21 protein-coding genes are annotated in these 25,921 nt (G+C 59.8%); 9 read left to right on the top strand and 12 right to left on the bottom strand.

Annotated features, from left to right (window positions below; translation table 11 throughout):
- Positions 1 to 11: 11 nt before the first annotated feature.
- The gene (locus PMI16_RS17070) at positions 12 to 1,349 is read right to left on the bottom strand and encodes a DUF3422 family protein (RefSeq protein WP_007881833.1); all 1,338 of its coding nucleotides are present in this window, start codon (positions 1,347 to 1,349) and stop codon (positions 12 to 14) included.
- Between the two features lie 161 nt (positions 1,350 to 1,510).
- Positions 1,511 to 2,068 (bottom strand): transcription elongation factor GreB, encoded by a 558-nt coding sequence (gene greB, locus PMI16_RS17065; protein WP_034381060.1) that lies wholly within the window; start codon positions 2,066 to 2,068, stop codon positions 1,511 to 1,513.
- A gap of 165 nt (positions 2,069 to 2,233) precedes the next feature.
- Between greB and PMI16_RS17060 the strand changes: the two genes are divergently transcribed.
- Both PMI16_RS17060 and PMI16_RS17055 read left to right on the top strand, forming a co-directional pair.
- Positions 2,234 to 3,121, top strand: a complete 888-nt coding sequence (locus tag PMI16_RS17060; RefSeq protein ID WP_007881825.1) for a hypothetical protein — start codon at positions 2,234 to 2,236, stop codon at positions 3,119 to 3,121.
- 253 nt (positions 3,122 to 3,374) lie between these two features.
- On the top strand, positions 3,375 to 3,962 hold the full coding sequence (locus tag PMI16_RS17055) for a hypothetical protein (RefSeq protein WP_007881821.1): 588 nt from the start codon (positions 3,375 to 3,377) through the stop codon (positions 3,960 to 3,962).
- A 57-nt stretch (positions 3,963 to 4,019) separates the two neighbouring features.
- On the opposite strand, the gene PMI16_RS17050 is transcribed toward PMI16_RS17055, so the two are convergent.
- Together PMI16_RS17050 and PMI16_RS17045 are read right to left on the bottom strand one after the other, a co-directional pair.
- Entirely contained in the window at positions 4,020 to 5,351 is a 1,332-nt protein-coding gene (locus tag PMI16_RS17050; RefSeq protein WP_007881815.1) for an EAL and HDOD domain-containing protein, read from the bottom strand.
- A 162-nt stretch (positions 5,352 to 5,513) separates the two neighbouring features.
- On the bottom strand, positions 5,514 to 6,401 hold the full coding sequence (locus PMI16_RS17045) for a 23S rRNA (adenine(2030)-N(6))-methyltransferase RlmJ (protein WP_007881813.1): 888 nt from the start codon (positions 6,399 to 6,401) through the stop codon (positions 5,514 to 5,516).
- On the opposite strand from PMI16_RS17045, the gene PMI16_RS26255 reads away from it, so the two are divergent.
- The gene (locus PMI16_RS26255) at positions 6,363 to 6,506 is read left to right on the top strand and encodes a hypothetical protein (RefSeq protein WP_162131128.1); all 144 of its coding nucleotides are present in this window, start codon (positions 6,363 to 6,365) and stop codon (positions 6,504 to 6,506) included. The two genes, PMI16_RS17045 and PMI16_RS26255, sit on opposite strands and share 39 nt — an antisense overlap.
- 83 nt (positions 6,507 to 6,589) lie before the next feature.
- Here PMI16_RS26255 and PMI16_RS17040 read toward each other — a convergent pair whose 3' ends face one another.
- Both PMI16_RS17040 and PMI16_RS17035 read right to left on the bottom strand, forming a co-directional pair.
- Positions 6,590 to 8,326, bottom strand: a complete 1,737-nt coding sequence (locus PMI16_RS17040; protein ID WP_007881811.1) for a ClcB-like voltage-gated chloride channel protein — start codon at positions 8,324 to 8,326, stop codon at positions 6,590 to 6,592.
- Positions 8,327 to 8,337: 11 nt separating this feature from the next.
- Positions 8,338 to 8,697, bottom strand: coding sequence for a winged helix-turn-helix domain-containing protein (locus tag PMI16_RS17035; protein ID WP_007881810.1), 360 nt, complete (start codon positions 8,695 to 8,697; stop codon positions 8,338 to 8,340).
- A gap of 126 nt (positions 8,698 to 8,823) precedes the next feature.
- Here PMI16_RS17035 and modA point away from each other — a divergent pair, with 126 nt between their 5' ends.
- The 3 genes from modA to PMI16_RS17020 are packed head-to-tail and all read left to right on the top strand — an operon-like array spanning position 8,824 to position 11,002.
- Complete coding sequence (gene modA, locus PMI16_RS17030) at positions 8,824 to 9,609, top strand: molybdate ABC transporter substrate-binding protein (RefSeq protein ID WP_007881809.1); 786 nt, start codon at positions 8,824 to 8,826, stop codon at positions 9,607 to 9,609.
- Positions 9,610 to 9,656: 47 nt separating this feature from the next.
- On the top strand, positions 9,657 to 10,334 hold the full coding sequence (gene modB / locus PMI16_RS17025) for a molybdate ABC transporter permease subunit (protein WP_007881807.1): 678 nt from the start codon (positions 9,657 to 9,659) through the stop codon (positions 10,332 to 10,334).
- A complete protein-coding gene (locus tag PMI16_RS17020) occupies positions 10,331 to 11,002 on the top strand; it encodes an ABC transporter ATP-binding protein (protein ID WP_007881806.1) in 672 nt (223 codons plus the stop codon). The genes modB and PMI16_RS17020 overlap by 4 nt, the downstream gene beginning before the upstream one ends.
- A 137-nt stretch (positions 11,003 to 11,139) precedes the next feature.
- Here PMI16_RS17020 and aceA read toward each other — a convergent pair whose 3' ends face one another.
- The gene (gene aceA / locus PMI16_RS17015) at positions 11,140 to 12,444 is read right to left on the bottom strand and encodes an isocitrate lyase (protein ID WP_007881799.1); all 1,305 of its coding nucleotides are present in this window, start codon (positions 12,442 to 12,444) and stop codon (positions 11,140 to 11,142) included.
- A gap of 404 nt (positions 12,445 to 12,848) precedes the next feature.
- On the opposite strand from aceA, the gene PMI16_RS17010 reads away from it, so the two are divergent.
- Together PMI16_RS17010 and PMI16_RS17005 are read left to right on the top strand one after the other, a co-directional pair.
- Positions 12,849 to 13,379 (top strand): PaaI family thioesterase, encoded by a 531-nt coding sequence (locus PMI16_RS17010; protein ID WP_007881797.1) that lies wholly within the window; start codon positions 12,849 to 12,851, stop codon positions 13,377 to 13,379.
- 130 nt (positions 13,380 to 13,509) lie between these two features.
- Positions 13,510 to 15,738, top strand: coding sequence for an FUSC family protein (locus PMI16_RS17005; protein ID WP_007881783.1), 2,229 nt, complete (start codon positions 13,510 to 13,512; stop codon positions 15,736 to 15,738).
- Between the two features lie 53 nt (positions 15,739 to 15,791).
- On the opposite strand, the gene metE is transcribed toward PMI16_RS17005, so the two are convergent.
- Complete coding sequence (gene metE, locus PMI16_RS17000; protein WP_007881782.1) at positions 15,792 to 18,122, bottom strand: 5-methyltetrahydropteroyltriglutamate--homocysteine S-methyltransferase; 2,331 nt, start codon at positions 18,120 to 18,122, stop codon at positions 15,792 to 15,794.
- Positions 18,123 to 18,253: 131 nt separating this feature from the next.
- Here metE and PMI16_RS16995 point away from each other — a divergent pair, with 131 nt between their 5' ends.
- Positions 18,254 to 19,174, top strand: coding sequence for a LysR family transcriptional regulator (locus PMI16_RS16995; protein ID WP_007881781.1), 921 nt, complete (start codon positions 18,254 to 18,256; stop codon positions 19,172 to 19,174).
- A gap of 278 nt (positions 19,175 to 19,452) precedes the next feature.
- On the opposite strand, the gene PMI16_RS16990 is transcribed toward PMI16_RS16995, so the two are convergent.
- The 4 genes from PMI16_RS16990 to PMI16_RS16975 form a co-directional block, all read right to left on the bottom strand.
- A complete protein-coding gene (locus PMI16_RS16990; RefSeq protein ID WP_051994671.1) occupies positions 19,453 to 21,159 on the bottom strand; it encodes a sensor domain-containing diguanylate cyclase in 1,707 nt (568 codons plus the stop codon).
- Between the two features lie 382 nt (positions 21,160 to 21,541).
- Positions 21,542 to 24,133 carry an ATP-dependent chaperone ClpB gene (gene clpB / locus PMI16_RS16985; RefSeq protein ID WP_007881779.1) on the bottom strand — a complete coding sequence of 864 codons (2,592 nt, stop codon included), beginning with the start codon at positions 24,131 to 24,133 and terminating at the stop codon, positions 21,542 to 21,544.
- A 115-nt stretch (positions 24,134 to 24,248) separates the two neighbouring features.
- Positions 24,249 to 24,623, bottom strand: a complete 375-nt coding sequence (gene crcB, locus PMI16_RS16980; protein ID WP_007881778.1) for a fluoride efflux transporter CrcB — start codon at positions 24,621 to 24,623, stop codon at positions 24,249 to 24,251.
- 30 nt (positions 24,624 to 24,653) lie between these two features.
- Positions 24,654 to 25,595 (bottom strand): LysR family transcriptional regulator, encoded by a 942-nt coding sequence (locus PMI16_RS16975; protein ID WP_007881775.1) that lies wholly within the window; start codon positions 25,593 to 25,595, stop codon positions 24,654 to 24,656.
- Between the last annotated feature and the right edge of the window lie 326 nt (positions 25,596 to 25,921).

Here is a 25,921-nt window from a genome sequence, read left to right as displayed (position 1 = left end):
TGTTTTCACGCTCAGGCGTCATGCACGGTCTTGTGCAATCGCCGCAACCCCAGCCAGACGCCGGCGGCAAACACCGGCACCATCACGCCGGTGGCGATGTCCGGATTGATCGGCAAGCCCGCCGCCTTGAGCGCCTTGCCGGCATAACCGAACAAACCCACCATGTAGTAGGAAATCGCCGCCACCGACAAGCCTTCCACAGCCTGTTGCAGACGCAGTTGCTGCGCGGCGCGCGCGTTCATCGATTCAAGGATCTGGCGGTTCTGCTGCTCCTGCACGATGCCCACGCGCGTGCGCAGCAAATCGTTGGTGTGGGCGATGCGTTCGGCCAGCGCCTCCTGCCGGCGCGCCACCGAGGTGCAAGTATCCATGGCCGGCGCCAGACGCCGCTCCATGAATTCGCCGATGGTCGGCACGCCTTCCACGCGGTTTTCGCGCAATTCTTCAATGCGCGCCTTGACCAACCTGAAATACGCCTGCGAGGCCGAAAAGCGATAGCTGTTTTCCAGCGACATCTTTTCGATGCGCGCAGCCAGTCCCGTGATCTTGCGCAGGATACGTTCATCCTCAGCCTGCGCCGGTTCCGGATTGCCGTGATCGGTATCGACCATGGTCGCGGTCAGCGCGGCCAGATCGCTTTCAATCGCGCTCAATACCGGCGCCGCCTGTTGCGCATGCGGCAAGCCCAGCAAGGCCATCATGCGGTAGGTTTCGATTTCCAGAATACGCTGCGCCAGACGGCCGCCCTGCATGTCGCGCAAATCGATGTCGCGCACCACGAAGCGACTGAAACCATCGGCCTGGATCAGGAAATCGGTCCAGATCTCGCCGCCCTGCAACACCTTGCTCGACGACAACAGCTTGCCTTCGAACAGGCGCTGCATGTGAGCAATGCAGCTACCGCTTTCCTTCTTCGGCACGCGCTCCAGCACCACGTGCGCCGCCACCATGATTTTGCCTTGCAAGGCCAGCAGCCATTGTTGCGGCACATGCTTGAGCGGCGCTTCGATGAATGCTTCGTCTATCGTCAGCGCCGACTCGTGATGTTGCGCGAAGGTGTAAGTGGCGAATTCGGTATGGCATTCCCACTTCAGTCGAAAGCGCCCGAAATCGTGGAAGAAATGCTTGGCGTCCATGCCTGGCGCAGTCACGCCGAAATGCACGCACAGATCGGTCAGCAAGGCATGCTGGAAGAGCGCGTGGCGACTGGCGTCGGCCTGGTCGCGCACATAGACGGCCAGATGAGTGAGGCTCTCGGGCGCATTGAGATGCAGGAAAGGCCGCGAATGCACTTCCGCCGCGAGAGCGACGCGTTGCGGATGATTCAGACTGGCGTACACGATGGACATGGACTTACCTTTTCAATCAAAACGTAATCTGCGTTGCAAGAATCGAAGACCCACATCACGGAAACGACACCGGAAGATCCAAGCAGGATCCGTTCCACTGAACACGGCATCCATGCCGGCAAGCGCATCCCGCGGGCGATTTCAGGTGCGCATCGGAAAATTCAGTCCGGCGGCGCCGGATAGCTGACTTCCAGAATCGTCAGCTGCTCGACGCCGGCCGGCGTCTGCAAAGTCACTTCATCGCCCTCGCGCGCCTTGGTCAGCGTACGCGCCACCGGGGAAATCCAGCTGATCTTGCCATTGAGCGGATCGAGCTCATCGATGCCGACGATGGTGACGGTGTGTTCGATGCCATCCTGATTTTCATAGGTCACCGTGGCGCCGAAAAAGATCTGATCGTTGCCGTGATGGATGGTCGGATCGACCACTTCGGCGATGTCCAGACGCTTGGTCAGGAAGCGGATGCGCCGGTCGATTTCACGCAGGCGGCGCTTGCCGTAAATATAGTCGCCGTTTTCGGAACGGTCGCCGTTGGAAGCAGCCCAGTGCACGATGCGCACGACCTCCGGGCGATCGACGTCGATCAGGTGCAGCAATTCATCCTTGATGCGCTTGTGCCCTGCCGGGGTCATGTAATTCTTGGAGCCGGCCGGTATCGCCGGCAAGGCCAGCTCGTCGTCGTCATCGCCGTCGGACTCTTTTACGAATGCTTTGTTCATGTTCTCGCTTGCATAATTCACCGGGAGCAGGCCCTGCAGCCTGTCCATCATTGTAGCGGTATGTTAAAGTCGCCGAGGACGCATTTCGCTGATAACGCATATTCACGCGACAACGTCCGCACTACATTCAAGCTCTCAAAAACAACGCCTCCATCAGCCATTTCCATGTCCACCACCACTCGCTATCGTATCGGTCTGGCCGCCAACCGCGCCCATCAAGACGCCCCGAATTCCGCGCTGGTTCAGTTGCTGCAAGGATCGCGCGCGCGCATCGAAGCCCTGCAACCGGAACTGGTCGTCGTCGGCAGAACGCTCGACGCCATCGGTCATCTCGGCCTGCTGCCGAATTATCCGCATATCGAGCGTTTTCCCTACGGTCGCCAGGGTGGCCTGATGAAGCTGGTGTCGCGCGTGGTCGACAGCGATCCGGCGCGCAAGCTGGACGCCATCATTTATCTGATTGATCCGGTTGATCCTTCTTCCACTTTCCCGGAAGCGGTGGCGCTCAAGCGCCAGTGCGTCATCCACGGCAAGCCCTTCCTGTCGACCATGGCCGGCGCGCGCGAGTGGTTTGAACTGGAAGCGATCGCCAACGGCGCTGCGCCCGATCCCAAGCTGGATAATTACTTCAATCTCGGCAACGAAGGCATCGCGCTGATCGCTCACGATTCAATGAAATCGCGCATGCTGGCATTGGCCGAGCGTCATTTCGAAGTGCTCGACAGTTTTGCCTTCCGCTGCGCCACCGGCACCACCGGCGGCCTGCTCAATGAACTGGCGATGAAGATCAAGGGCGAAGCCGGACGCAACTGGGTCAAGCCTTTCCTCAGCGGCCCGCTCGGCGGCGATGCGCAGATTGCCGAACTGATCCTGGAACATCAGTGCCGCCGCGTCCTGTTCCTGGAAGATCCCCACGTTGCCCGCCAGCATGAGGCGGATATCCAGTTGCTGGAGCGCGCCGCACGCACCGTCACCGACTACGCATCCTGCATGAGCGATGAAAAATGGGGCGATCGCTGGCTGAGTCTGATCAAGCGGCGCCAGGTGGGCTAGCACCTGGAATGCCGTTCAGTTAAGCATCGCCGTCGTCCTGACGAAAGTCAGGACCCAGCGTCGTATCGGCCGTTGTCACGACACTGGGTCCCAGCGTTCGCTGGGACGACAGTGAGCTATGAAAGACGGCAATAGGCTTAACTGAACTGCATTATCTTAAGACCTGATGTTTTCGTGATGCGGAACGGCTTGTTTTTCCGGCGCTTGCCCAACATATGTCTTGCAAGCCCTCCGCGTCCATAAGGATCCATCCTTGTCGCACAAGATCAGAAAATACCTGCTTGCACCCTTCATTTATACCGCAGCACTTCTCCTGCTGTTCGAAGAATGGCTGTGGAACGCCAGCAAGCGCGTACTCGCGCGTTTGCCGCTCATCCCTTTCATTGCCCGCCTGGAATCCTGGATCGGCAATTTTTCGCCCTACGCGGCATTGGCCATTTTCATTCTGCCCACGCTGTTGCTGCTGCCGGTCAAAATCCTCGCCCTGCTGTCCATCACGCACGGCCACCCGACGCTTGGGCTGGCCATCATCGTCACGGCCAAAGTCCTCGGCACCGCGCTGGTTGCCCGACTTTACGCGCTGACGCAAAAAGCGCTGCTTACCCTGCCCTGGTTCGTACGATGCCATGACGCCGTTCTGCGCTTCAAGGACAGGATGATTGCGCAACTGCGCGCGACGCAGGCGTGGCGGCATGTGGAAGCCGGCATGGCGACGTTCACCGCGGCGCGGCGCAACTGGTGGCGTGGCATCAAGGCGCGTTGGCATGGCAACGGCCAGGGCAACCGACTGATGCGCCTGATAAAAAAATACGCCGCAAGGCGGCGTGATCGGAGTGGGTAGCGGCGCTACCGCATAAAACCCGACACGGCAGATTGCTCTGCGTGTCGGATGAGAGGTCTACTCGGAGACGTCGCTTGTGTCGGCTTCTTCAGCCTTTTTTGCCGGTACATGCCCCATGTTCGTGGAGATGTTATTGCCCCACTCGAAGGCTTGCGTCTCCAGATCGTAGAACTCTTCCGCCGACAGCTGCAAACCGGCCAGCAGTTCGTTCATCTGCGTTGCGGTCTTGTCGGGCTGTTCGGTGCATTCCGCCAGTTGCAGGATTTCGCCGTAGAAACCGGTGCGGAACATCAAGGCGTCGCGAATCTCCGAACTGACCGTGATCTGGGTAAGAATGGCTTCCATGCGCATGCCGAACAAGGCATCGACCAGCGACATGATGCCGACGGTAAAGGCGATTTCGGACATCTTGCGACGGCCCGGACGCACCTTCTCCGTAATCAGCTCCAGCATCTTGCCGCGCGTGGCCGCCAGGATCAGCAAGGGCGACAGCGAATGCGCCTTGTCCTTTTCGGTATTGGCGAACAACAGGATCTGCAGCCAGCGCTTCAGTTGACGGCGACCCAATACGATCAGCGCCTGGCCGAGCGAATCGATGTGCTTCATGAAACCGTACACGGGCGTATTGACCAGACGCAGCAGCGTCAGGCTCAATGCCACGTCGCGCTTGATGTAACGGACCACTTCACCGTTGTCGACGTTGCGCACCAGCAGCGTCAGGATGTGCATGATGACGATCTTCGACGCTTCCAGCTTCTTGCCTTGCAGGATCACCGGCTTGGCGAAGTAATACCCCTGGAAGTAGTCGAAACCGAAGGTCACGCAGTCGCGGAATTGTTCGACCGTCTCGACCTTTTCGGCCAGCAGCATCTTCTGGGCGCGCTTGAAGTGCATGCTCAGCTTGAGCAGCTTGCTGGGATCGAGCTCCATGACGTCGATCTTGATAATTTTTACCAGGGGCAGCAACTGGGCGATATCTTCGGACTCGGCGATCACGTCGTCGAGCGCAAACACATAGCCTGCGCGGGACAGCTCGGTCACGCGCCTGACCAGTTCGGGCGTGACCTTGACGGTCTCGAGAATCTCCAGCACGACCTTGTCGGACGGCAGGAAATTGATGAAGTCGCTCATCAACACGGTGGCGTCGACATTGATGAAGCCGTGCAGGCTGCCGATGACGTTGTTGAGGCCGAGTTCGGACGCGTGCGCAATCACCGAGGCGGTCGCCGACACGTCGTCGTTGACGTTGGCGGGGCCAAAGGCGGCATTGCGGAACAATAATTCGTAGCCGATCAATTCCTGTTCGCGATTCAGGATCGGCTGCCTGGCCAGAAAAAAATCATGGGCATGTTGTACCGGGGCGGCGTGGTCAGGAGACGGTTCGGTCATGATTTCTTGTTGTAAATAACCCCAGCACTTTCGGCAGACAATGTATCTTCGGCATGACTTTCTATTGTATGCCGTGATGTGTCGCGAATACCAGAAAACATTTCACAGGTGAGACGACAGTGAAGCAAAGCACTGACGCCGGTCTCGTCAAGACGAACCATCCTACGCTTCCCCCGATTCCAGAACGAAGCCGGCGCCGCTGTCGCGTCCCAGCACCTTGACCAGGTAGGGCATGACTTCCTTGAGGGTCGCTTCCAGCGTCCATGGAGGATTGAGCAAGAACATCCCGCTGGTATGCAGCCCGAAACCGTCCGGCGACGGCGAGCAGATCGACAAGGTCACGTTCAGCCAGCTCTTGGCGCCGAGACGCTTGAGCCGGTCGGAAAACTGCTTGGACTCGATCCGCTGCAGCACAGGATACCAAACCGCATACGAGCCCGTCGGGAAGCGCACCAGCGCATCCTGCAGGCTTTCCTTGACGCGCTGATAGTCGCGCTTGTCTTCATACGGCGGGTCGATCAGCACCAGGGCGCGACGCGACGGCGGCGGCAGCAGCGCCTTGAGCGCCAGAAAACCGTCGCCCCGTTCGACCAGCACGCGTTTGCCGCGGCCGGACGGGCGCTTGCCCTGCTCGGCGGCATGCGCATCGAGTTTACGGAAGTTATCCGCCAGCACTTTGCTTTCGGTCGGATGGAGTTCGAACAGGCGCAGGCGATCCTGCTCGCGCATCACCTGGTTGGCGCAATAAGGCGAACCCGGGTAATAACGCATCTTGCCGCTGGGATTGAGGTCTTTCACCAGTTGCACGTAGTCGGCAAGCGCTTCCGGCAAATCAGTACGATCCCACAATGGCGCGATACCGGTCTCGTACTCCGCATTCTTGCTGGCGTAGTTTCCATCCAGCGCATAGACACCCGCGCCGGCATGGGTATCGATCACCATGTAAGGTGTTTCTTTCTGGCCGAGATAACGCAGTAATTGGATCGTCACCATGTGCTTGAGCACATCAGCATGATTGCCAGCGTGAAAGGCATGGCGGTAACTCAGCATAAAATCGTTCGAATCCCTGATATGTTAATTACCGACAGCGTGGCCGGCAGCGGCGGTACCTGCGCGACAGAAAAATCGCGCGATTTGGTACTTTCTCACAAATAATTTCGCATTCTAACAAGGTTGCTCTCGTAATAGTCGGTCGGGCTCTCGTTTGTTACAAAGCTGCCAACACCTTTCTTTGCAACCTACTCGCCAGAACGATCCAGGCGAAAATAGGCATCCAGCAATGATGTCTTAAAGACCACGCCAAGCAATTGTGGATTTTCCGTACTGGCGATCACGGGCAGGCGCTCTCCCTGGTGATCGAGAAACAACTGCAAGGCCTCGCCGAGCGACATGTCCGGCGTCACTTCGTGGAGGAAATGCGTGCGCATGAAGTCGCCGGCGCGCTTGGTGTCGATGTCGTTCTTGTCGAGCAACAACGATGTCACGTCCTGCAAGGCGACCACGCCGAGATAACGGTTGTCCTGGTCGGTGATGTAGATGTACTTCACCGGGTATTGCAGGAAGATCCGCGTTACCTCGGAAAACGGCGCGTCTTTCTGCAACACGGTTTCCGCCGGCTTGATCAGCTCGCTCATGTGCGTGCCGCGCAAGCGGATGCGTTCGGCGGCGTCGCGGTGGCGCTTGAGCGTGATCTCGTACATCGAATTGCCGTCGAGGCTGCGCGCGATGAAATACGCCACCACGCACGACAGCATCAGCGGCAGCACCACCTGATAGCTCAGCGTCATCTCGAAGATCATCAGGATCGCCATCAGCGGCGCATTGGTCGCCGCCGCCAGGAATGCGCCCATCCCGACCATCGCATAAGCGAACGGCTGCGAAATCGCATGCGGCCAGAGCGCATGCGCCATGTCGCCGAACAGGAAGCCGATGGCGGCGCCGACGAACAGGGTCGGCGTGAAAATCCCACCCACCGCGCCGGAGCCGGTGGTCAGCGCCGTCGCGACAATTTTATAGATCATCACGACCAGCACCGTCGACCACAACCAGTCGGTATGCAGCAGCGAATTGACCACGCTGTAACCGTTACCCCATACCTCGGGCACCCTCACCGACAGCAAACCGACCAGCAGGCCGCCCACGCCCAGACGCAGCGGCAACGGCAAACGGGTTTTCTGGAACAGATGCTTGCTGATGTCCAGCAGCCGCAGGAACTGCGGCGCCAACAAGCCGGCAATGATGCCCAGCACGACGAACAGAATGATCTCGACACCGCCGACTTCAGGAAAGTACGGCATCTCGTAAGCCGGCGCGTAGCCCGGCAATTCGCGCATGGTGATGTTGGCCACCACCGACGCCACCACCACCGGGCCGAAGCTTTCCATCACCAGCGCACCGAGCACGATCTCCGTCACGAAGAAAGCCCCGGCGATCGGCGCGTTGTAGGCCGACGTAATCCCCGCCGCCGCGCCGCAGGCCACCAGCAGCCGCATGCGCGACGCCGGAAAGTGCGCAAAACGCCCGACCAGCGAAGCACACAACGCCGCCAGCTGGACCATCGGCCCTTCCCGTCCGATCGAACCGCCCGAACCCACGGTCGCCAGCGACGACAGGCTGCGCAACAAGGTGTGCCGGATCGGAATGCGACCGTCGCCGATGGCGACCGCTTCCATATAGTCCGAGGTCGCGCCGGCCGGCATGCGTTTGGCCCAGATCAGGATCAGGCCGGCCACCACGCCGCCGCAGGTCGGCAACAGTACACGCATCTGCCAGGACAGGCCCTTGGCGATCTCGACGAAGCTGCCGCTATGGCCGGTCAGCAGGTATTGCACCCAGCCTATGCATTCGCGGAAAAAAATGGTCGCCAGCGCGCCGACGAAACCGATGATGGCCGCCCACAGCAGCATGGCGTGGCTTTCCGACATGCGGAACAGGTTTTGCAGGCGAAAGCGGAGTTTGAGGAGAGTCGTGCGCATCGACAAAGTCTTCAGTCCTTGTCGACGTCGACAATGAGGGAGCGCAAATACTGCATGTCTTTTTCGACGGCGGTATCGGCTTTCTTTTGCATGCGCTGATAGCAGGCGATCACTTCGCGCGCCAGTTCGGTGATGCTGGCGCCGCCGCCCTTGGCGCCGCCGGTTGCGGTTTCCACCAGTGGCCTGGCGAAGCAGCGGTTCATTTCTTCCACCAGCAGCCAGGCGCGGCGATAGGACATTTCCATCTCGCGCGCCGCGCCGGAGATCGAACCGGTGCGCTCTATTGCCAGCAGCAGCGTGGCTTTGCCGGGGCCGAAGGCAATCGTTTCGCCTTGCATCACGCGCAGTCGTACGGTTTTGGAATTTGTCATGGACGAGATTGTAGCAAGGGCTTTCTCCAAATTATATGTATATCCGGCAGCGAATTGACTATCGCTATATCCTTACGTATATTCCGACCAGATTCGCCTTCCCATTTCAAGAAAACAGGAAACCCCATGTCCACGATCTTTTCCGCACCGACCATGCGCCGACTCGCTGCGTCCGCTTCCTTCGTCCTGCTGGCGCTGCCCTTCGCCGCGACAACCGCGCATGCAACCGACCTGGTGGTCTCCGCCGCCGCCAGCCTGACCAATGCGTTCAAGGATCTCGGCACGGCGTTCGAGCAGCAAAATCCGGGCGTCAAGGTCATCAACAACTTCGGCGCCTCCGACATCCTGATGCAACAGATCGTGCGCGGCGCGCCGGCTGACGTGTTTGCCTCCGCCGACCAGACCGCCATGGACAAGGCCGTCGCCGAAAAAGCCGTGCAACCGGCAACACGCAAGAACTTCGCCGCCAACCAGATCGTCCTGATCGTGCCCAACGACAGTCCCCTGTCGCTGACCAGCCTGAAGGACCTGACCCAGGCCGGCGTCAAGAAAGTCGCGCTCGGCAACCCGGCGTCGGTGCCGTTCGGTCGCTACACCAAGACCGCGCTGGAAAACGCAGGCCTGTGGGATGCCGTGCTGGCCAAGGGCGTGATGGCGCAAAACGTGCGCCAGAGCCTGGACTACGTCGCCCGCGGTGAAGTCGAAGCCGGCTTCGTGTTCGCCACCGATGCGGCCGTGATGCCGGACAAGGTCAAGGTCGCCATCCGCATCCCGTCCGACACGCCGGCCACTTACCCGATCGCCGTCACTGCCGGCACCGCACAAGCGGAACTGGCCAATAAATATCTCGCCTACGTGCAGTCGGCTGCCGGTCAGGCCGTACTCGCGCGTTACGGCTTCCTGAAACCCTGATACGCTGCGGGCTGATTCAACTCTCACTCGCTCACGCGTTTTTTTCTATGGGTTCAGTCTGGACCCCGTTGCTGCTCTCGCTGAAAGTCGCGGGATGGGCAACGGTGCTTAATCTTTTTTTCGGTGTCGCGGCGGCCTATGGCCTGTCGCGCTGGCGCTCGCCTTTGCGCGACCTGATCGACTCCATCCTGACGCTGCCATTGGTGCTGCCGCCGACGGTTCTGGGCTATTACCTGCTGGTGTTGCTCGGCAAGCGCGGCGTCTTCGGCGCCTGGCTGTCGAAAATGGGCATCGAGCTGGTATTTACCTGGCAAGGCGCCGTGATTGCCTCAACCATCGTCGCCTTCCCGCTGGTGCTGAAGTCGGCCCGCGCCGCCTTCGAAAACGTCGACAAGCAACTGGAAAACGCCGCCCGCGTGCTGGGCGTCTCCGAAGCCGGGGTGTTCTTCCGCATCAGCCTGCCGCTGGCGGCGCGCGGGATTGCCGCCGGCGTCTTGCTGGCGTTTGCGCGCGCACTGGGTGAATTCGGCGCGACGCTGATGATCGCCGGCAATCTGCCCGGCCGCACGCAAACCTTGTCGGTGGCCATCTACGAAGCGGTGCAAGCCGGCGACGACTCGACCGCGACCTTGCTGGTCGTCATTACCTCGGTGACTTGCGTCGCAGTCTTGCTGATCGCCGGACGACTGGTGCCGGAACATGCGCGCCGGGCGGATCTGTCATGAGCGTCGACGTCCATATCCGCAAAGAACTGCGCGCCGGCGACCGCGTGTTCGACCTTGACATTACCTTCTCGTCGGACAGCGACCGTATCGTCCTGTATGGACCGTCAGGCGCAGGCAAGAGCCTGACGCTCAAGGCCATCGCGGGCCTGATGACGCCCGATGAAGGCAAGATCCGTCTCAATCAGCGCACGCTGTTCGACGCTGCGCACGAGATCAACGTTCGGCCTCAGCAGCGCAACGTCGCTTACCTGTTCCAGGACTACGCCCTGTTCCCGCACCTGACGGTGGCGCAAAACATCGCCTTCGGCCTGCAACGCGGCTGCTTCAATCTACGCCGGCCGGCAGCGCATCCGATGGTGGCGAAGTGGTTGCAGGCATTCGGCCTGGAAGCGACGGCGGGCAGCTATCCTGCGCAAATTTCCGGCGGCCAGCGCCAGCGTGTGGCCCTGGCGCGCGCGCTGGTGGCGCAGCCCGACATCTTGCTGCTGGACGAGCCCTTCTCCGCGCTCGATCTGTCCCTGCGCGAACGCATGCGCCACGAGCTGAGCGAATTGCAGCAACAATTGCGCGTGCCCATGCTGATCATCACGCATGATCCTGCCGACGTCGACATACTCGGCGATGCCGTCTTTGAAGTGCGCGACGGCACGATCAGGCAACACAAATAAGCACAAATAAGCACAAATAAAAAAAACCGCACTCTTTTGAAGTGCGGTTTTTCCATTACCGGAGCTGTAGCTCCTTAGTCTCCTCAGACATCCTCTCCAGCCTGATGCCGTTCTCTATTTTTGTATGAGACTCGGCTTCAGGCGACTTTCTTTTCCTTGCCGTCGAAGAATTGCTCATCTTCGGTCGAACCGTGCAACGCAGTGGTCGACGACTGGCCTTGCTGGATCGCTTGCGTCACCGCGTCGAAATAACCGGTGCCGACTTCGCGCTGATGCTTGACCGCGGTAAAGCCCTTGTCGGCTGCGGCGAATTCGGCTTCCTGCAGTTCGACGAAGGCCGACATCTGGTTGCGGGCATAGCCGTGCGCCAGGTTGAACATGGAGTAGTTCAGCGCATGGAAACCGGCCAGCGTGATGAACTGGAACTTGTAGCCCATGGCGCCCAGTTCCTTCTGGAATTTGGCGATGGTGGCGTCGTCCAGGTTCTTCTTCCAGTTGAACGACGGCGAGCAGTTGTACGACAGCATCTTGCCGGGGAACTTGGCGTGGATGGCTTCGGCGAATTTCTTGGCGAAGGCGAGGTCCGGCTTGCCGGTTTCACACCAGACCAGATCGGCATAATCCGCATAGGCCAGGCCGCGCGAGATCGCCTGATCGATGCCCGGACGAGTCTTGAAGAAACCTTCGACAGTGCGCTCGCCGGTCAGGAAAGGCTTGTCGTTGTCGTCCACGTCGGACGTCAGCAAGTCGGCTGCTTCTGCATCGGTACGGGCGATCACCAGCGTGGTCGTGCCGGAGACGTCGGCTGCCAGACGCGCGGCGTTCAGTTTTTCAACCGCTTCGCGCGTCGGCACCAGCACCTTGCCGCCCATGTGGCCGCACTTCTTCACCGATGCCAGCTGATCTTCGAAGTGGACGCCGGCGGCGCCGGCGTCGATCATCGATTTCATCAGCTCATAAGCATTCAGCACGCCGCCGAAACCGGCTTCCGCGTCGGCCACGATAGGCGCGAAGAAGTCGATGTCGTTCTTGCCTTCCGACCATTGAATCTGGTCGGCCCGCTGGAAGGTATTGTTGATGCGCTTGACCACCATCGGCACCGAGTTGGCCGGATACAGCGATTGGTCGGGATACATTTCACCGGCCAGGTTGGCATCGCCGGCAACTTGCCAGCCGGACAGGTAAATCGCTTTCAGGCCGGCCTTGACTTGTTGCATGGCCTGATTGCCGGTCAGGGCGCCCAGCGCGTTGACGAAGGGTTCGTTGTTGACCAGGTTCCACAGTTTTTCAGCACCGCGTTTGGCCAGGGTGTGTTCGATCTGCACCGAGCCACGCAAACGCACCACGTCGTCGGCGCTGTAGTTGCGCTTGACGCCTTTCCAGCGCGGATTTTCCGCCCAGTCTTTTGCCAATGCCTGAATTTGCTGTTCACGTGTCGTCATGGTCAATCTCCTTAGGTAATCAAATACGGTCATCAAAAATGGAGGTCAAAAGTGAATTCCATGACTTCATAGTAGGCTTTTAGGTGCGCAGCAACAATGTCTTATATAAGACATATTAATAAAATATTTTTCTTATTATTCAATTAGTTAAATATTAAATTTTGCGATACGAAATGAAATTTCTGGAAATGAAATAAATCCATGATGCTGCGCAATCGCATTTTTCACAATATGAAACGATATTTTTGCATCATGAAAAATCATTGTTTTACCCACCGAATTCACGCATCGGGCGCCGCAAGCGAAAACGGGCAAGGCATAATAAAGCCATTCTTTCATCATAAAAGTAACAATTCACCGACCGGCAATCCGGATCCATCTCATCCATAAAGACAAGGAAAAGCATGAGCAGCAGAGAAGAGGCACTCAAACAATGGCAAACCCGAGAAGCCGAAGTCCGCGCCAAACTCGCCGGCCCCGGCGTGGCCTCGATGGAGGAGCTGAAGGCCGGCACCGGCATGGATTTCCTGCAGCGCATCTGGAATGGCGAACTGCCGTCGGTGCCCATCTGTGAAACCATGGACTTCATCCCGATCGAAGGCGAACCCGGCCGCATCGTGTTTCAGGGTATGCCGGGAAAGCAGCACTACAACCCGCTGGGCAGCGTGCACGGCGGCTACTTCTGCACCCTGCTCGACTCGGCCGTCGGTTGCGCGGTGCACTCCGTGCTGCCGCAAGGCATGGGCTACACGACGCTGGAACTGAAGGTCAACCTGATCCGCGCGCTGACCGCCGCCACCGGTCCCGTGCGCGCCGAAGGCAAGGTCATCCAGGTCGGCAATCGCGTCGGCATCGCCGAAGGCCGCATCGTCGACGTCGACGGCAAGCTCTACGCGCATGCGACCACCACCTGCCTGGTGTTTCCACTGCCGTGACCAATGAAGCGTCGGACGAATGGTGACATCGTCCAACAGCGCTTTCAGCAGACGTCCGGTGGCGAATCTGTTGTCTATTGGGGATAGAAGGGTCAGAATGGCGTTTATAGAAATTTAGCCGACTGCCTACATGCATTACGCCCTGGATATACGCACCTTCCTCTTCAGCCATTATTTCTATACCGGCCTGCGCATCGCCACCGGTGTCGTCGGACTCACCATGCTGGTCTTCAACATGGCCGACATGCAGACCACCATGACGATCTTCCTCGGCGCGCTGTGCACCAGCCTGATGGACCTGCCGAGTCCGCTGCGACACAAGTTCAACGAAATGCTGGCCGGCGTGCTGCTGTGCACCCTGGTCATGCTGGTGATCAGCCTGTGCGCGCCGATCCACTGGCTGGTCAGCGTGGCGATGGTGGTGGTCAGCTTCCTCGCCAGCATGATGGTGGTGTACGGCAAGAAGACCTTGCCGCTGCAGTTCGCCGCGCTGATGGTGATGACGCTGTCGATGGAAAACAGCGTGCCGTTCAACGAAGCCTTTCTGCATGCCGGCTTCTTCCTGGCCGGCGGTCTCGGCTACCTGAGCTATTCGATGATCGTGTCGTATTTCCTGCGGCGGCGCGTCAAGCAGCAAGTGCTGGCGGAAGCGCTGTTCGAACTGGCGCGCTACCTGCGCATCAAGGCCGAGTTTTACGACATGCGCAGCGATTTGCAGGCGCAGTTCACGACGCTGGTGCGCCAGCAGATCGTGCTGGCCGACAAACTGCAAGCCTCGCGCGACCTGGTGCTGCGCGACATGCACACCAAACAGGACGGCCTGCTGGTGCACGTCCACCTGAGCATGCTGGAACTGTATGAGCAGGTCTTGTCGACCCATGCCGACTACGCGCTGCTGCGCAGCCATTTCGGCGACACCGACGTCATCATCTTCCTGCGCGACCTCGCCAACAAGTCCGCCGAAGACATCGAATCCATCGCCTACGCCGTCACCCGCAAACGCGCCTCCACGCCGACCGTCAACTACAAGGCTGAACTGCGCGCCGTGCAATACGAATTGCAGCAGCTGCAGCAGGACAGCCTCGCCGGACACATCCCGGACGAAGCCATCACGGTGCTGCGCGTGACGTACAACAAGATCCTCGACATCATCGAGCTGATCTCGCAGCTGCACTTGGCCACGCAAACGCCAATCGATCCCATCCCCATCCTGCCTGGCTCGGACATGACGCCGTTCCTGACGCAGCAAAAATACAAGGCCGGACTGCTGATCGCCAACCTGCGCTGGCAATCGCCGATCTTCCGCTTCGCCATCCGCGTGGCGCTGGCGGTGTCGGCCGGCTTATGGATCGCCTCCGCCTTGCCCTACATGTCGCACGGCTACTGGATCGTGCTGACCATCGTCATCATCCTCAAACCCAATTTCAGCTCGACCAAGCAGCGCATGAGCGACCGCCTGATCGGCACCATCATCGGCTGCCTGCTGACCGCGCTGATCCTGCGGTTCGTGCACGACCCGATGGGCTTGCTCGCCGTCCTCTTCATCGCCAGCATCGCGGCGCCGGCTTTCACCTACGTCAAATATCGCTACACCGCGATCGCGGCATCGGTGCAGATCCTGATGCTGCTCAACCTGCTGCTGCCGGCCGGCCATCAAGGCGTGGTCAGCGAGCGCCTGATCGACACCATCATCGGCGTGGCCATCGCGACCATCTTCAGTTACGTCCTGCCGAGCTGGGAATACCGCGACCTGCCGCGCCTGCTCAAGAACGTGCTGCACGCCAGCCATCGCTACATCAAGGCCAGCCGCGACATGCTCGAGGGCAAGGTCGGCGACGACTTCTTCTATCGCGTCTGCCGCAAGGGCTTCATGGACAGCCTGTCGGCGCTGATTTCGGCACAAGTGCGCATGATGGACGAACCGATCAGCAAACAGCGCGCCGTGCGCGAAATCAACCGCTTCGTGGTGCAGAACTACCTGGTCGCCGCCCACATCGCCGCCCTGCGCATCATGCTGCGCCGTCATGCCGAAGGCCTGCCGCGCGAGCCGGTCAACAAGCTGATCGAGCAGACCTACCTGAACGCCACCGCGCACCTGCTGCAGGCGCAGAGCATCCTGGAAGGTCCGACTGCAGCGCAAACCGTACCGGTCGAGGAAGTCGCCCCTGCCCTTGCCAATCCTCTGGCGGACACGGTTGCCGCCGAAGATATTGCACTCGCCACGCAACCCGACACCACCGAATGGTCCGGCTGGCACACGCTGCGCCGCCGTTCCGCCCTGCTCGACAATGACTTGCAGGAAATCGTGGCGCAAACCGGCGCCATCGAAAACATCCTGCGTCAAGCAGAACTCGCATAAAAAAACGGCGGGAGCTTTTCACTCCCGCCGTTTTTTCGTTGTTGGCGAACCGCTCAGGCCGCCTTGACCGTCGCTGTCGTCTCGCGCAGTCTGCGCGCCGCCTGCACCATGCGCGCCAGCGCTTCATAAGTCTCCGGCCAGTTGCGCGTCTTCAGGCCGCAATCCGGATTGACCCACAGGCGCTGATCGGGAATCACGCCGCGCGCCTTCTCCATCAGCCGCACCATGTCGTCGACGTTCGGAATCCGCGGCGAATGGATGTCGTAGACGCCCGGTCCGATGTCGTTCGGATACCGGTACCGGCCGAAGCCGTCCAGCAGCTCCATGTCGGAGCGCGAGGTCTCGATGGTGATGACGTCGGCATCCATCGCCGCAATCCACGGCAGGATGTCGTTGAACTCCGAATAGCACATGTGGGTGTGGATCTGCGTCTCGTCCCTGACGCCGGCGGCGCTGATCCTGAACACGCGCACCGCCCAGCCGAGATAGTCCTTCCACTCGCCCGCCTTGAGCGGCAGCCCTTCGCGGAACGCCGGTTCGTCGATCTGGATCATGCCGATGCCGGCCTTTTCCAGATCGCAGACTTCATCGCGCAGCGCCAGGGCAATCTGCAGCGCCGTGGTCGCACGCGGCTGGTCGTCGCGCACGAAAGACCATTGCAGCATCGTCACCGGGCCGGTCAGCATGCCCTTCATCGGTTTCTGCGTCAGGCTCTGCGCGAACTGGCTCCAGCCTACCGTCATCGCTTCCGGACGATACACGTCGCCGTAGATGAACGGTGGCTTGACGCAGCGCGAACCGTAGCTCTGCACCCAGCCGTTTGCCGTAAAGGCGTAACCCCACAATTGCTCGCCGAAGTATTCGACCATGTCGTTGCGCTCCGGCTCACCGTGCACCAGCACGTCCAGGCCGAGCTCTTCCTGCTTGCCGACGACCAGGCGGATTTCGTCGCGCATCTTGTTCAGATAATCCAGATGCCCCATCTCGCCGCGCTTGTAGGCCGCGCGCGTCTGGCGGATCTGCGGCGTCTGCGGGAAAGAACCGATGGTCGTGGTCGGGAAAGCCGGCAGATTCCAGCGCTGCTGCTGGGTCGCGATGCGCGCCGGGAAAGCGGACGCGCGATCGGCATCGGTGTCGGCGATGGCCTTCAGACGCTTTTGCACCAGCGCATTGTGGATGCGCGGCGAACTGCGCCGTGCCGCCAGCGCGGCGCGCGCCGCCGAAAACTGACCGACGACGACGTCGGCATTGCCGCTCAGCGCCTGCTTGAGCACGAAGATCTCGTCAAGTTTTTGCGTGGCGAAAGCCAGCCAGCTCCTGATTTCTTCATCGAGCTTGTTTTCACCGGCGAGATCGACCGGCACGTGCAGCAAGGAGCAGCTCGACGCCACCCACAAACGCTTGCCCAACTTGTCATGCAAAGGCTTGAGCGTCGCCAGCGCGGCATCCAGGTCGCAGCGCCAGATATTGCGGCCGTCGACGATCCCGATGGACAGCACCTTGTCGCGCGGCCACTTGTCGGCAAACTCCTGCAACTGCGCGACGCCGCGTACGCCGTCCAGATGCACGCCCGCCACCGGCAGGCTGCGCAACAGGTCGGCGTGTTCGCCGACCGTGTCGAAATAGGTCGTCAACAGCAAGGACGGCGCGACATCGGACAAGGCGCCATAGGTCGGACGAAATGCGTCCAGCCACTCCCCGTCCAGTTCCAGCGCCAGTATCGGTTCGTCGATCTGCACCAGCGTCACGCCCTTGTCGCGCAGGCGCGCCAGCAGCTTTTCATAACCGGCGACGACTTTCGGCAGCAGATCCAGCTTGTGCGAGAGGCCGGACTTGATTTTGCCCAGGAACAGCAAGCTAAGAGGACCGAGCAAAACGACCTTGGCCTGTGCCGATGAAGATGTCGAGGACAATTGCGCCTGCGCCTCTCCAATCTCGTCGAACAGCCAGTCGACGCCGCCGTCGAAGGACAGCTCCGGCGTCCATTCCGGCACCAGATAGTGATAGTTGGTATCGAACCACTTGGTCATTTCCATGGCGAAGTGATCCTTGTTGCCGCGCGCCATCGTGTAATAGCCGGCCAGATCCAGCCTGGAAGCGTCCAGATTGAAACGCGCCGGCAAGGCGCCCAGCAGCGCCAGCGTGCCCAGCACATGGTCATACCAGGCGAAGTCGCCCACGGCCACGTAGTCCATGCCGGCCGCGGCTTGCGCCTGCCAGTGCCGGGCGCGCAGCTCCTTGCCTGCGGCGCGCAAGGCGGCCTCGTCGGATTCGCCCTGCCAGAACGACTCCATGGCGAATTTCAGCTCGCGCTGCGCGCCGATGCGCGGAAAACCCAACACGTGTGCAACATGTTCCGAACCGACCGTACCAGACCAAGCCATCGCCAACTCCCCTGAAAATGACGGAGATCGCACGGCAGCAGGCCGCGCAATCCTGAGAACTGGCATGTTGCGGGAACATCATCTATGATTCAAACGATAAATTTTAAGAATCAACTTGAATTTTACTAATAATGCATTCGATCCTTGAACTTCGCCACCTGAAAACCCTGCAAGCGCTCAAGGAAGCCGGCAACCTGCTGCGCGCCGCCTCCCTGCTCAACGTCACGCAGTCGGCGCTGTCGCACCAGATCAAGCAGCTGGAAGACCATCACGGCACGCAGCTGTTCGAGCGCAAATCGGTGCCGGTGCGCTTCACGCCCGCCGGCGACCGCCTGCTGCGGCTGGCCGACGAGGTACTGCCACGCATCGCCGACGCCGAACGCGATCTGGCCCGCCTGCAGCAAGGCGAAGCCGGCCAACTGAGAATCGCGGTGGAATGCCATACCTGCTTCGACTGGCTGATGCCGTCGATGGACGTGTTCCGCAAGCGCTGGCCGGAAGTCGACATGGATATCGTCTCGGGCTTCCAGGCCGACCCGATCGGACTGCTCTACGAACACCGCGCCGACGTCGCCATCGTGGCCGAGGTCGACGCCGACGAACCGGTCGATTACCACGCGCTGTTCCGCTTTGAAATCGTTGCGCTGCTGGCCCACGATCACCCGCTGGCCGGCAAGGACTTCCTGACCGCGGAAGACTTCGCCACCGATACGCTGATCACCTACCCGGTGCCCGACGACATGCTCGACGTCGTGCGCCAGGTGCTGAAACCGGCCGGCGTCGCGACGCAGCGGCGCACCACCGAACTGACGGTCGCCATGCTGCAACTGGTTGCCAGCCGTCGCGGCATCGCCACGCTGCCGCTCTGGGCCGCGCAAAATTATCTGAATCGCGACTACGTCCTCGCCAAACGCATCACGCCCGACGGCCTGACCGGGCGGCTTTATGCAGCATGCCTGCCGGAGTTGTCCGGCAAATCCTATCTGGGCGACTTCGTGGCGTCGACACGCGAAACCAGTTATCTGAACCTGCCCAACGTTGAATTGCTTTGATCTGAACAACAATGAAACGGACGAAAAAAAAACGTGCAACTCGCTAATGCCGTTCAGTTAAGCGTAAGACATGCTTGCTTGTTACCAAAGCCTGTATCGCCGTCGTCCTGACGAAAGTCAGGACCCAGCGTCGTATCGGCGGTTGTCACGACACTGGGTCCCAGCGTTCGCTGGGACGACGGTGAGCTATGAAAAAGAAAGACGGCAATAGGCTTAACTAAACGGCATTACCGTGCAATCCACGCGGTTTTATCTTTGCCGACATCCAGACCGGAGCATCAACTCTTGTCGTCAGGTATATCCGGCACCTCGTACGACAGAATCCTATGCATGCGCTTTTGCTCGAACATGCGCTCGTCGGCGACGCGCAGCAAGGTTTCGATATCCAGACCGTCCCGCGGGAACAGCGCCGCGCCGATGGAAGCATCCACGACGTACTGATTGCCGTCGCGTCCTTCTATCGGCTGATTGAGGAAGTTGCGGATCTTCTCGGCGATCGATTTGGCGATCTCTTCATCCGATACGCCATGCAGGTAGACCACGAACTCATCGCCGCCAAAACGCGCCACCGAATCGTCCTTGCGCAAGGCATGCTGCAATTGCGATGCAGCCGACACCAACACCTTGTCGCCTTCATCGTGACCATACTGGTCGTTGATCGACTTGAACTTGTCGAGATCGATAAACAGCAAGGCAAACCGCAGCGGCGTCGCTTCGTTGCCTTTGCGGCGACGGAAATCGATCTGTGCGATGAAAGAGTCGCGGTTGAGCACATTGGTCAGGCGGTCGGTGCGCAGGTTGCGTTCCATCTCCTGAAAGCTTTGCGCCAGTTGGCCGATCTCGTCGCGGCGATCGATATTGAGCGACGGAAAAGGCTCGCCGTTGCCGATGCTCTTGGCGGCCAGCGTCAGCTTGCGAATGTCGCGCAAGACCCAGCGCAAGATGGCAAAGCCCAGCACAAAGGTCATGCAAACCGCAATCAAACCCAGCAACAGCGTCTGGTACACGCCGCCGGTCACGGAACCGAGAAAGTCCGAACGACTGACCGAGCTGACGACCAGCCAGTCTATTCCGGCATCGTCGTGATGCAGGCGGAACGCCAGTTCGGTCTTGGGACCGCTGACCTGCAATGGCTGAATCACCAGTTTGCCGGGCTCCAGCTTCTGTTTTTTGAGGTAGGCAGTCACGTCGGCATAAGCCTCGCGCACCTTGGGCGAACTGCTCTGCGCGGCGTTCAGGCGGGTAAAACCGCTTCCCTCGACTTTGTGGATCGGTTCGTTGACCGAAGTGGCAATCAGGTCGCCCGACATTTCGACAATGAAGGTGACGCCATTCTTGCTCAGGGGCAGCGCCTGCAGGAACTCGCTCAGGCGACTCAGGCCGATGCTGCTGGTGGCCACGCCCAGCAAAGTCCCGTCCGGCGTATAAACCGGCTTGGACAAGCTGAGACCGAGAAATTTCAAGCGGAAATCGGTAAACACCGGCGACCAGGTTTCGCGCTTGCGCTCCATTGCCTGGATATACCAGGGCCGTGTGCGCGGCTCGTAATCCTGCGTCGCAATCAGCGTCGGCGTCGTGCCGGGGCCGCGCAGGTGATAAACATAGCTCTTGCCTTGCGGATCGCGCGTGCTGTACATGAACAGATTTATCTGCTCCTGCTTCACGCCGAGGAAGCTGCCATCAGCACCACCGAAATAGACGTAGCTGGGATCGTCAAAGAGGCTGTTGGCCAGCCACAGCCGTTCTTCGAGCGCAGCCTTGTCTTTCGGGAAAGGAATAAGAACCGGCTGGCCGCCTTTTTCCGCCGGTGGAATCGGGTCCGGCGCCACGACGCGCAAGCTTTCGCGCGCGCCCAGCAATTGCCGGTCGGTCGCCTGGCCGACCCGGCTCATGGTATCCATCAGCGCATTGCGCGCCAGCACCTCCGTCGCATCATCGCCGGCACGATACAAAAACCAGCCTATCGTCACCACCAGGCATAACATCAGGAACACAAACGGCAGAATGAACAGCCGCTGTAACGAAGATTGCTTCAGAATTTCACCCCTTGCCTGTTGCCATAAGCGCCATGATTGCCATGGTTGCAATAGCCGCTCACAATAATTGATCAGCGTGGCAGACCACGCACTTTATTGTTTTTTATGTACGATTTAACGTCGGATTTAACGCCGGATTTAACGCCGGATTTAACGCCGGATTTAACGCCGGATAACGCGATGTCGATGTTCTCTGCGCTCTGACTCCAGAGTTTAATCGTTTATGCAAAAAAATTCCCTGATGTCATCAAAAATACCGTTTTTCTCTGTGGCATTCTTCCGGGCATCAGGGAACTAGATAGCATAATCACAAGGAGTTAATCAAGTCCTTTCAGTTGGCTGCAAACGAAAGTGCACCATTTTCGACATCCACGTGCACGACGTCCTTGGGACCGAACTTCCCCTGCAAAATCAGCTTGGACAGCGGATTTTCGATTTCCTGCTGAATAGCCCGCTTGAGCGGACGCGCACCATAAACGGGATCGAATCCGGCCTCGGCAATCTTCTGCAAGCCGGCGTCCGAAATCACCAGACCGATATCCATCCTGGCCAGGCGTTCTTCCAGAATATGCAGCTGGATCTTGGCGATCGCGCCGATGTTTTTCTCGTCGAGCGCATGGAACACCACGATCTCGTCGACCCGGTTGATGAATTCCGGACGGAAGTGCAGCCTGACTTCGGCCATCACCGCCATCTTCACCACCGCCGGATCGCTGTCTTCCATCGCCTGGATCTTGTGCGAGCCGAGGTTGGATGTCATCACGATCACGGTATTCTTGAAATCCACCGTACGGCCTTGTCCATCGGTCATGCGGCCGTCGTCGAGCACTTGCAGCAAGACGTTGAACACATCCGGATGCGCCTTCTCGATTTCGTCCAGCAGGATCACGCTGTAAGGCTTGCGCCGCACCGCTTCGGTCAGGTAACCGCCCTCTTCGTAGCCGACATAGCCCGGTGGCGCGCCGATCAGGCGGGCGACCGAATGCTTCTCCATGAATTCGCTCATGTCGATGCGGATCATGGCCTCTTCGGTGTCGAACAGATACGAGGCCAGCGCCTTGCACAATTCGGTCTTGCCGACGCCGGTGGGGCCGAGGAACATGAACGAGCCGTATGGCTTGCTCGGATCGCCCAGGCCTGCGCGCGAACGGCGGATTGCATCCGAGACTGCAACAATCGCCTCGTCCTGTCCGACCACGCGTTGATGCAATACCTCTTCCATGTGCAACAATTTCTCGCGCTCGCCCTGCATCATGCGCGATACCGGAATACCGGTGGCGCGTGCGACAATCTCGGCGATCTCTTCGGCGCCCACTTGAGTACGCACCAAACGCGGCTTACTGACGTTCTGTTCACTGGCCGCATCCTGCTTGCTTTGCGTTTCCAGCGCTTTCTCCAGTTCGGCCAGCTTGCCGTACTTCAGTTCGGAAACCTTTTGCCAGTCGCTCTTGCGAGTCGCTTCATCCATTTGCAGGCGAATGCGTTCGATTTCCTCCTTCAGATGCTGGCTGCCCTGCACCGTCGCTTTTTCCGACTTCCAGATCTCTTCCAGATCGGCGTATTCGCGCTCGAGCTTGACGATTTCTTCCTCGATCAGCGTCAGACGTTTCTGCGAGGCTTCGTCCTTTTCGCGCTTGACGGCTTCGCGCTCGATCTTCAGCTGGATCAGGCGGCGGTCGAGCTTGTCCATGACTTCCGGCTTGGAGTCGATTTCGATCTTGATCTTGGCCGCGGCTTCGTCGATCAGGTCGATCGCCTTGTCCGGCAGGAAACGGTCGGTGATATAGCGGTGCGACAACTCCGCCGCGGCGACGATGGCCGGGTCGGTGATGTCGACGCCGTGATGCACTTCATATTTTTCCTGCAGGCCGCGCAGGATCGCGATCGTCGCTTCCACGCTCGGTTCGTCGACGATGATCTTCTGGAAGCGGCGCTCCAGCGCGGCGTCCTTTTCGATGTACTTGCGATACTCGTCCAGCGTGGTGGCGCCGACGCAATGCAATTCGCCGCGCGCCAGCGCGGGTTTGAGCATGTTGCCGGCGTCCATCGCGCCTTCGGCCTTGCCGGCGCCGACCATGGTGTGCAGTTCGTCGATGAAGACGATGGTCTGGCCTTCGTCCTGGGCGATTTCCTTGAGGACGGCTTTCAGGCGTTCTTCGAACTCGCCGCGATACTTGGCGCCGGCCAGCAAGGCCGCCATGTCGAGCGACAGCACGCGCTTGGACTTGAGGCTGTCCGGCACTTCGCCGCTGACGATGCGCTGCGCCAGGCCTTCGACGATGGCGGTCTTGCCGACGCCGGGTTCGCCGATGAGTACGGGATTGTTCTTGCTGCGGCGTTGCAGCACCTGGATGGCGCGGCGGATTTCATCGTCGCGGCCGATCACCGGATCGAGCTTGCCGTTGCGGGCGCGCTCGGTCAGGTCGAGGGTGTACTTTTTCAACGACTCACGCTGGCCTTCGCCCTCTTGCGAAGACACGCTGGCGCCGCCGCGCACGGTGCTGATGGCGGCTTCCAGCGACTTGCGCGCGAGTCCGTTGTCGCGCGCGGCGCGGCCGGCGTCGGATTTGTCGTCGGCCAGGCCGAGCAAGACCATTTCGCTGGCGATGAATTGGTCGCCGTGTTTTTGCGATTCTTTGTCGGCCAGATTGAGCAAGGCCACCAGCTCGCGGCCGATCTGCACTTCGCCGCCGTTGCCCGATACCTTGGGCAGGCGCGTCAAAGCATGCTGCAAGGCCGAAGTCAGCCCGGCCACGTTGACGCCGGCGCGCTGCAACAGCGAACGGGCGCCGCCGTCGTCCTGCGCCAGCAAGGCCAGCACCAGGTGGACGGGGTCGATGTACTGGTTGTCGTTGCCGACAGCCCGGCTCTGGGCATCCGCCAGAGCTTCCTGCAATTTTGTGGTGAGTTTGTCGAGACGCATGATGTGCTTTCGCTCCGAATTTTTGAATACTTAGAAAATTGGGCCGTACGGGGATATTTCAAGGAAACATCCCGTCGCAGGCGTGCAAAAACAACCGGACTTTGATCTGGATCAATCAGGCAAAGACAGCCCGATACACTGCGAAGCCGGCCACGCAGAGAATGATCGATCCCAGCAGATGCAAGCCGGAATGGGCGATTGCCCAGAAGTAATCGCCGCGCTGCAACAGCATCATGGCTTCGGCCGAGAAGGTGGAAAACGTTGTCAGTCCGCCCAGAAAACCGGTGATCAGAAACAGGCGCCACTCCGGCGGCAAGGACTGATGTCCCTCAAAAAACGCCACCAGGAAACCGATCACGAAGCCGCCTCCCCAGTTGGCCGCCAGCGTCCCCCAAGGCAAAGCCTGACCGGCGACGTTGAGCCACAGACTCAATCCCCAGCGCAACCAGGCGCCCAGCGCCGCTCCCGTTCCTACTGCAAGCCATTGCATGTCTGATGCTCCGTTTTTATCAATATGCGATCATGGCGAATGAACCGTGATCCGGTCAAGCGCCTGATGATCGTCCTGCAAGGCCTTGTCGACGCTTTCGTGCATCCAATCGACCCAGGTGCTGATCTTGGCGTCGAGATATTGCCGCGACGGATACAGCGCATACACGCCCATCTGCTGCATGCGGAACTGCGGCAGCACGCGCACGATGGTGCCGGCGCGCAAGGCGTCGACGGCGGAATAGATCGGCAGCACGCCGATGCCCATGCCCTCCTTCAGGCTCAGCAGCATGGCCTCGGCAACGTTGACGTGGAAATTGGATTTGATGGCGACCGTTTCCTTGCCGTTCGGGCCGTCCATGATCCACTCATCCAGCGGCGACACCGGGCTGACCAGTTGCAGGCAGTTATAGTTGAGCAGCTCCTGCGGCTTTTGCGGCGCGCCGTGTTTTTCCAGATAAAACGGCGACGCGCACAGGATGCTGTAAATGCTGCCGAGCTGGCGGAAGATCAGGCCCGAATCCGGCAGCTCGCGCGCCAGCACCAGCGAGACGTCGAAACCCTCTTCCAGCAGATCCGGCACGCGCTGCGCCAGCGTCAGTTCGATGGCGACGTCGGGATAACGCTTCTGGTAATTGGAAATCGCCGGAATCACGTAGCGCTGCCCGAAACTGGTCATGGTGTGGATGCGCAGGCGCCCCGACGGCCTGACATAGGCGTCGCCGGCCTCGGCTTCGGCCTCCTGCACGTAGGACATGATCTGCTCGCAACGCAGCAGATAGCGTTCGCCCGCTTCGGTCAGGGCGATGCGGCGCGTGGTGCGGTTCAGCAGGCGCGTGCGCAGGTGGCGCTCCAGATCGGCGACCGCGCGCGACACGTGGGCGGTGGTCAAATCCATCTGTTGCGCAGCCAGCGTAAAACTGCCGGCATCGACTACGCGCATGAAAACGCGCATGTTTTGCAAGGTATCCATATCTTCCTGTCTTGAATCCGGCCGTTTTCACTGTGCAAAGCAATAAAAGGTGCAAAACGGCTCTTCGGATGCTGCATTGTTACCCAAAACAGCGCAATTATTATTGCAGTTATTGAAAAGACCCTTTGTGTTTCCTGCAGTTTTTCTCAGAATCATTACCAAATAGAATGACAAACGCTGGATATTTGCATTTTTTGGGATAGTCTGATGAATACCACTGCTGACAAACGCCTTTTTGCCGCACCGCTCCTGGCGCTGGGCATGACGGCATTACTGACCCTTGCGGGATGCGCCGACAACGGCGGCATCAAGCCGCAGGCGGCTTT

The organism is Herbaspirillum sp. CF444 (assembly GCF_000282135.1).
Taxonomy (GTDB): domain Bacteria; phylum Pseudomonadota; class Gammaproteobacteria; order Burkholderiales; family Burkholderiaceae_D; genus Herbaspirillum.
This window is presented reverse-complemented; position numbering and strand designations above follow the sequence as displayed.

Bases quoted from the DNA above. Each gene is read 5' to 3' on its own strand.
- PMI16_RS26255 (WP_162131128.1), top strand. From the start codon at position 6,363: ATGATTGCCAGCGTGAAAGGCATGGCGGTAACTCAGCATAAAATCGTT.
- PMI16_RS17045 (WP_007881813.1), bottom strand. From the start codon at position 6,401: ATGCTGAGTTACCGCCATGCCTTTCACGCTGGCAATCATGCTGATGTG.
- modB (WP_007881807.1), top strand. From the start codon at position 9,657: ATGGGTTCAGTCTGGACCCCGTTGCTGCTCTCGCTGAAAGTCGCGGGA.
- PMI16_RS16995 (WP_007881781.1), top strand. From the start codon at position 18,254: ATGCATTCGATCCTTGAACTTCGCCACCTGAAAACCCTGCAAGCGCTC.
- PMI16_RS16990 (WP_051994671.1), bottom strand. From the start codon at position 21,159: ATGTTATGCCTGGTGGTGACGATAGGCTGGTTTTTGTATCGTGCCGGC.
- modA (WP_007881809.1), top strand. From the start codon at position 8,824: ATGTCCACGATCTTTTCCGCACCGACCATGCGCCGACTCGCTGCGTCC.
- PMI16_RS17040 (WP_007881811.1), bottom strand. From the start codon at position 8,326: ATGCGCACGACTCTCCTCAAACTCCGCTTTCGCCTGCAAAACCTGTTC.
- PMI16_RS17035 (WP_007881810.1), bottom strand. From the start codon at position 8,697: ATGACAAATTCCAAAACCGTACGACTGCGCGTGATGCAAGGCGAAACG.
- PMI16_RS17070 (WP_007881833.1), bottom strand. From the start codon at position 1,349: ATGTCCATCGTGTACGCCAGTCTGAATCATCCGCAACGCGTCGCTCTC.
- crcB (WP_007881778.1), bottom strand. From the start codon at position 24,623: ATGCAATGGCTTGCAGTAGGAACGGGAGCGGCGCTGGGCGCCTGGTTG.
- PMI16_RS17050 (WP_007881815.1), bottom strand. From the start codon at position 5,351: ATGACCGAACCGTCTCCTGACCACGCCGCCCCGGTACAACATGCCCAT.
- PMI16_RS17060 (WP_007881825.1), top strand. From the start codon at position 2,234: ATGTCCACCACCACTCGCTATCGTATCGGTCTGGCCGCCAACCGCGCC.
- PMI16_RS16975 (WP_007881775.1), bottom strand. From the start codon at position 25,595: ATGGATACCTTGCAAAACATGCGCGTTTTCATGCGCGTAGTCGATGCC.
- PMI16_RS17020 (WP_007881806.1), top strand. From the start codon at position 10,331: ATGAGCGTCGACGTCCATATCCGCAAAGAACTGCGCGCCGGCGACCGC.
- PMI16_RS17010 (WP_007881797.1), top strand. From the start codon at position 12,849: ATGAGCAGCAGAGAAGAGGCACTCAAACAATGGCAAACCCGAGAAGCC.
- greB (WP_034381060.1), bottom strand. From the start codon at position 2,068: ATGAACAAAGCATTCGTAAAAGAGTCCGACGGCGATGACGACGACGAG.
- PMI16_RS17005 (WP_007881783.1), top strand. From the start codon at position 13,510: ATGCATTACGCCCTGGATATACGCACCTTCCTCTTCAGCCATTATTTC.
- aceA (WP_007881799.1), bottom strand. From the start codon at position 12,444: ATGACGACACGTGAACAGCAAATTCAGGCATTGGCAAAAGACTGGGCG.
- clpB (WP_007881779.1), bottom strand. From the start codon at position 24,133: ATGCGTCTCGACAAACTCACCACAAAATTGCAGGAAGCTCTGGCGGAT.
- metE (WP_007881782.1), bottom strand. From the start codon at position 18,122: ATGGCTTGGTCTGGTACGGTCGGTTCGGAACATGTTGCACACGTGTTG.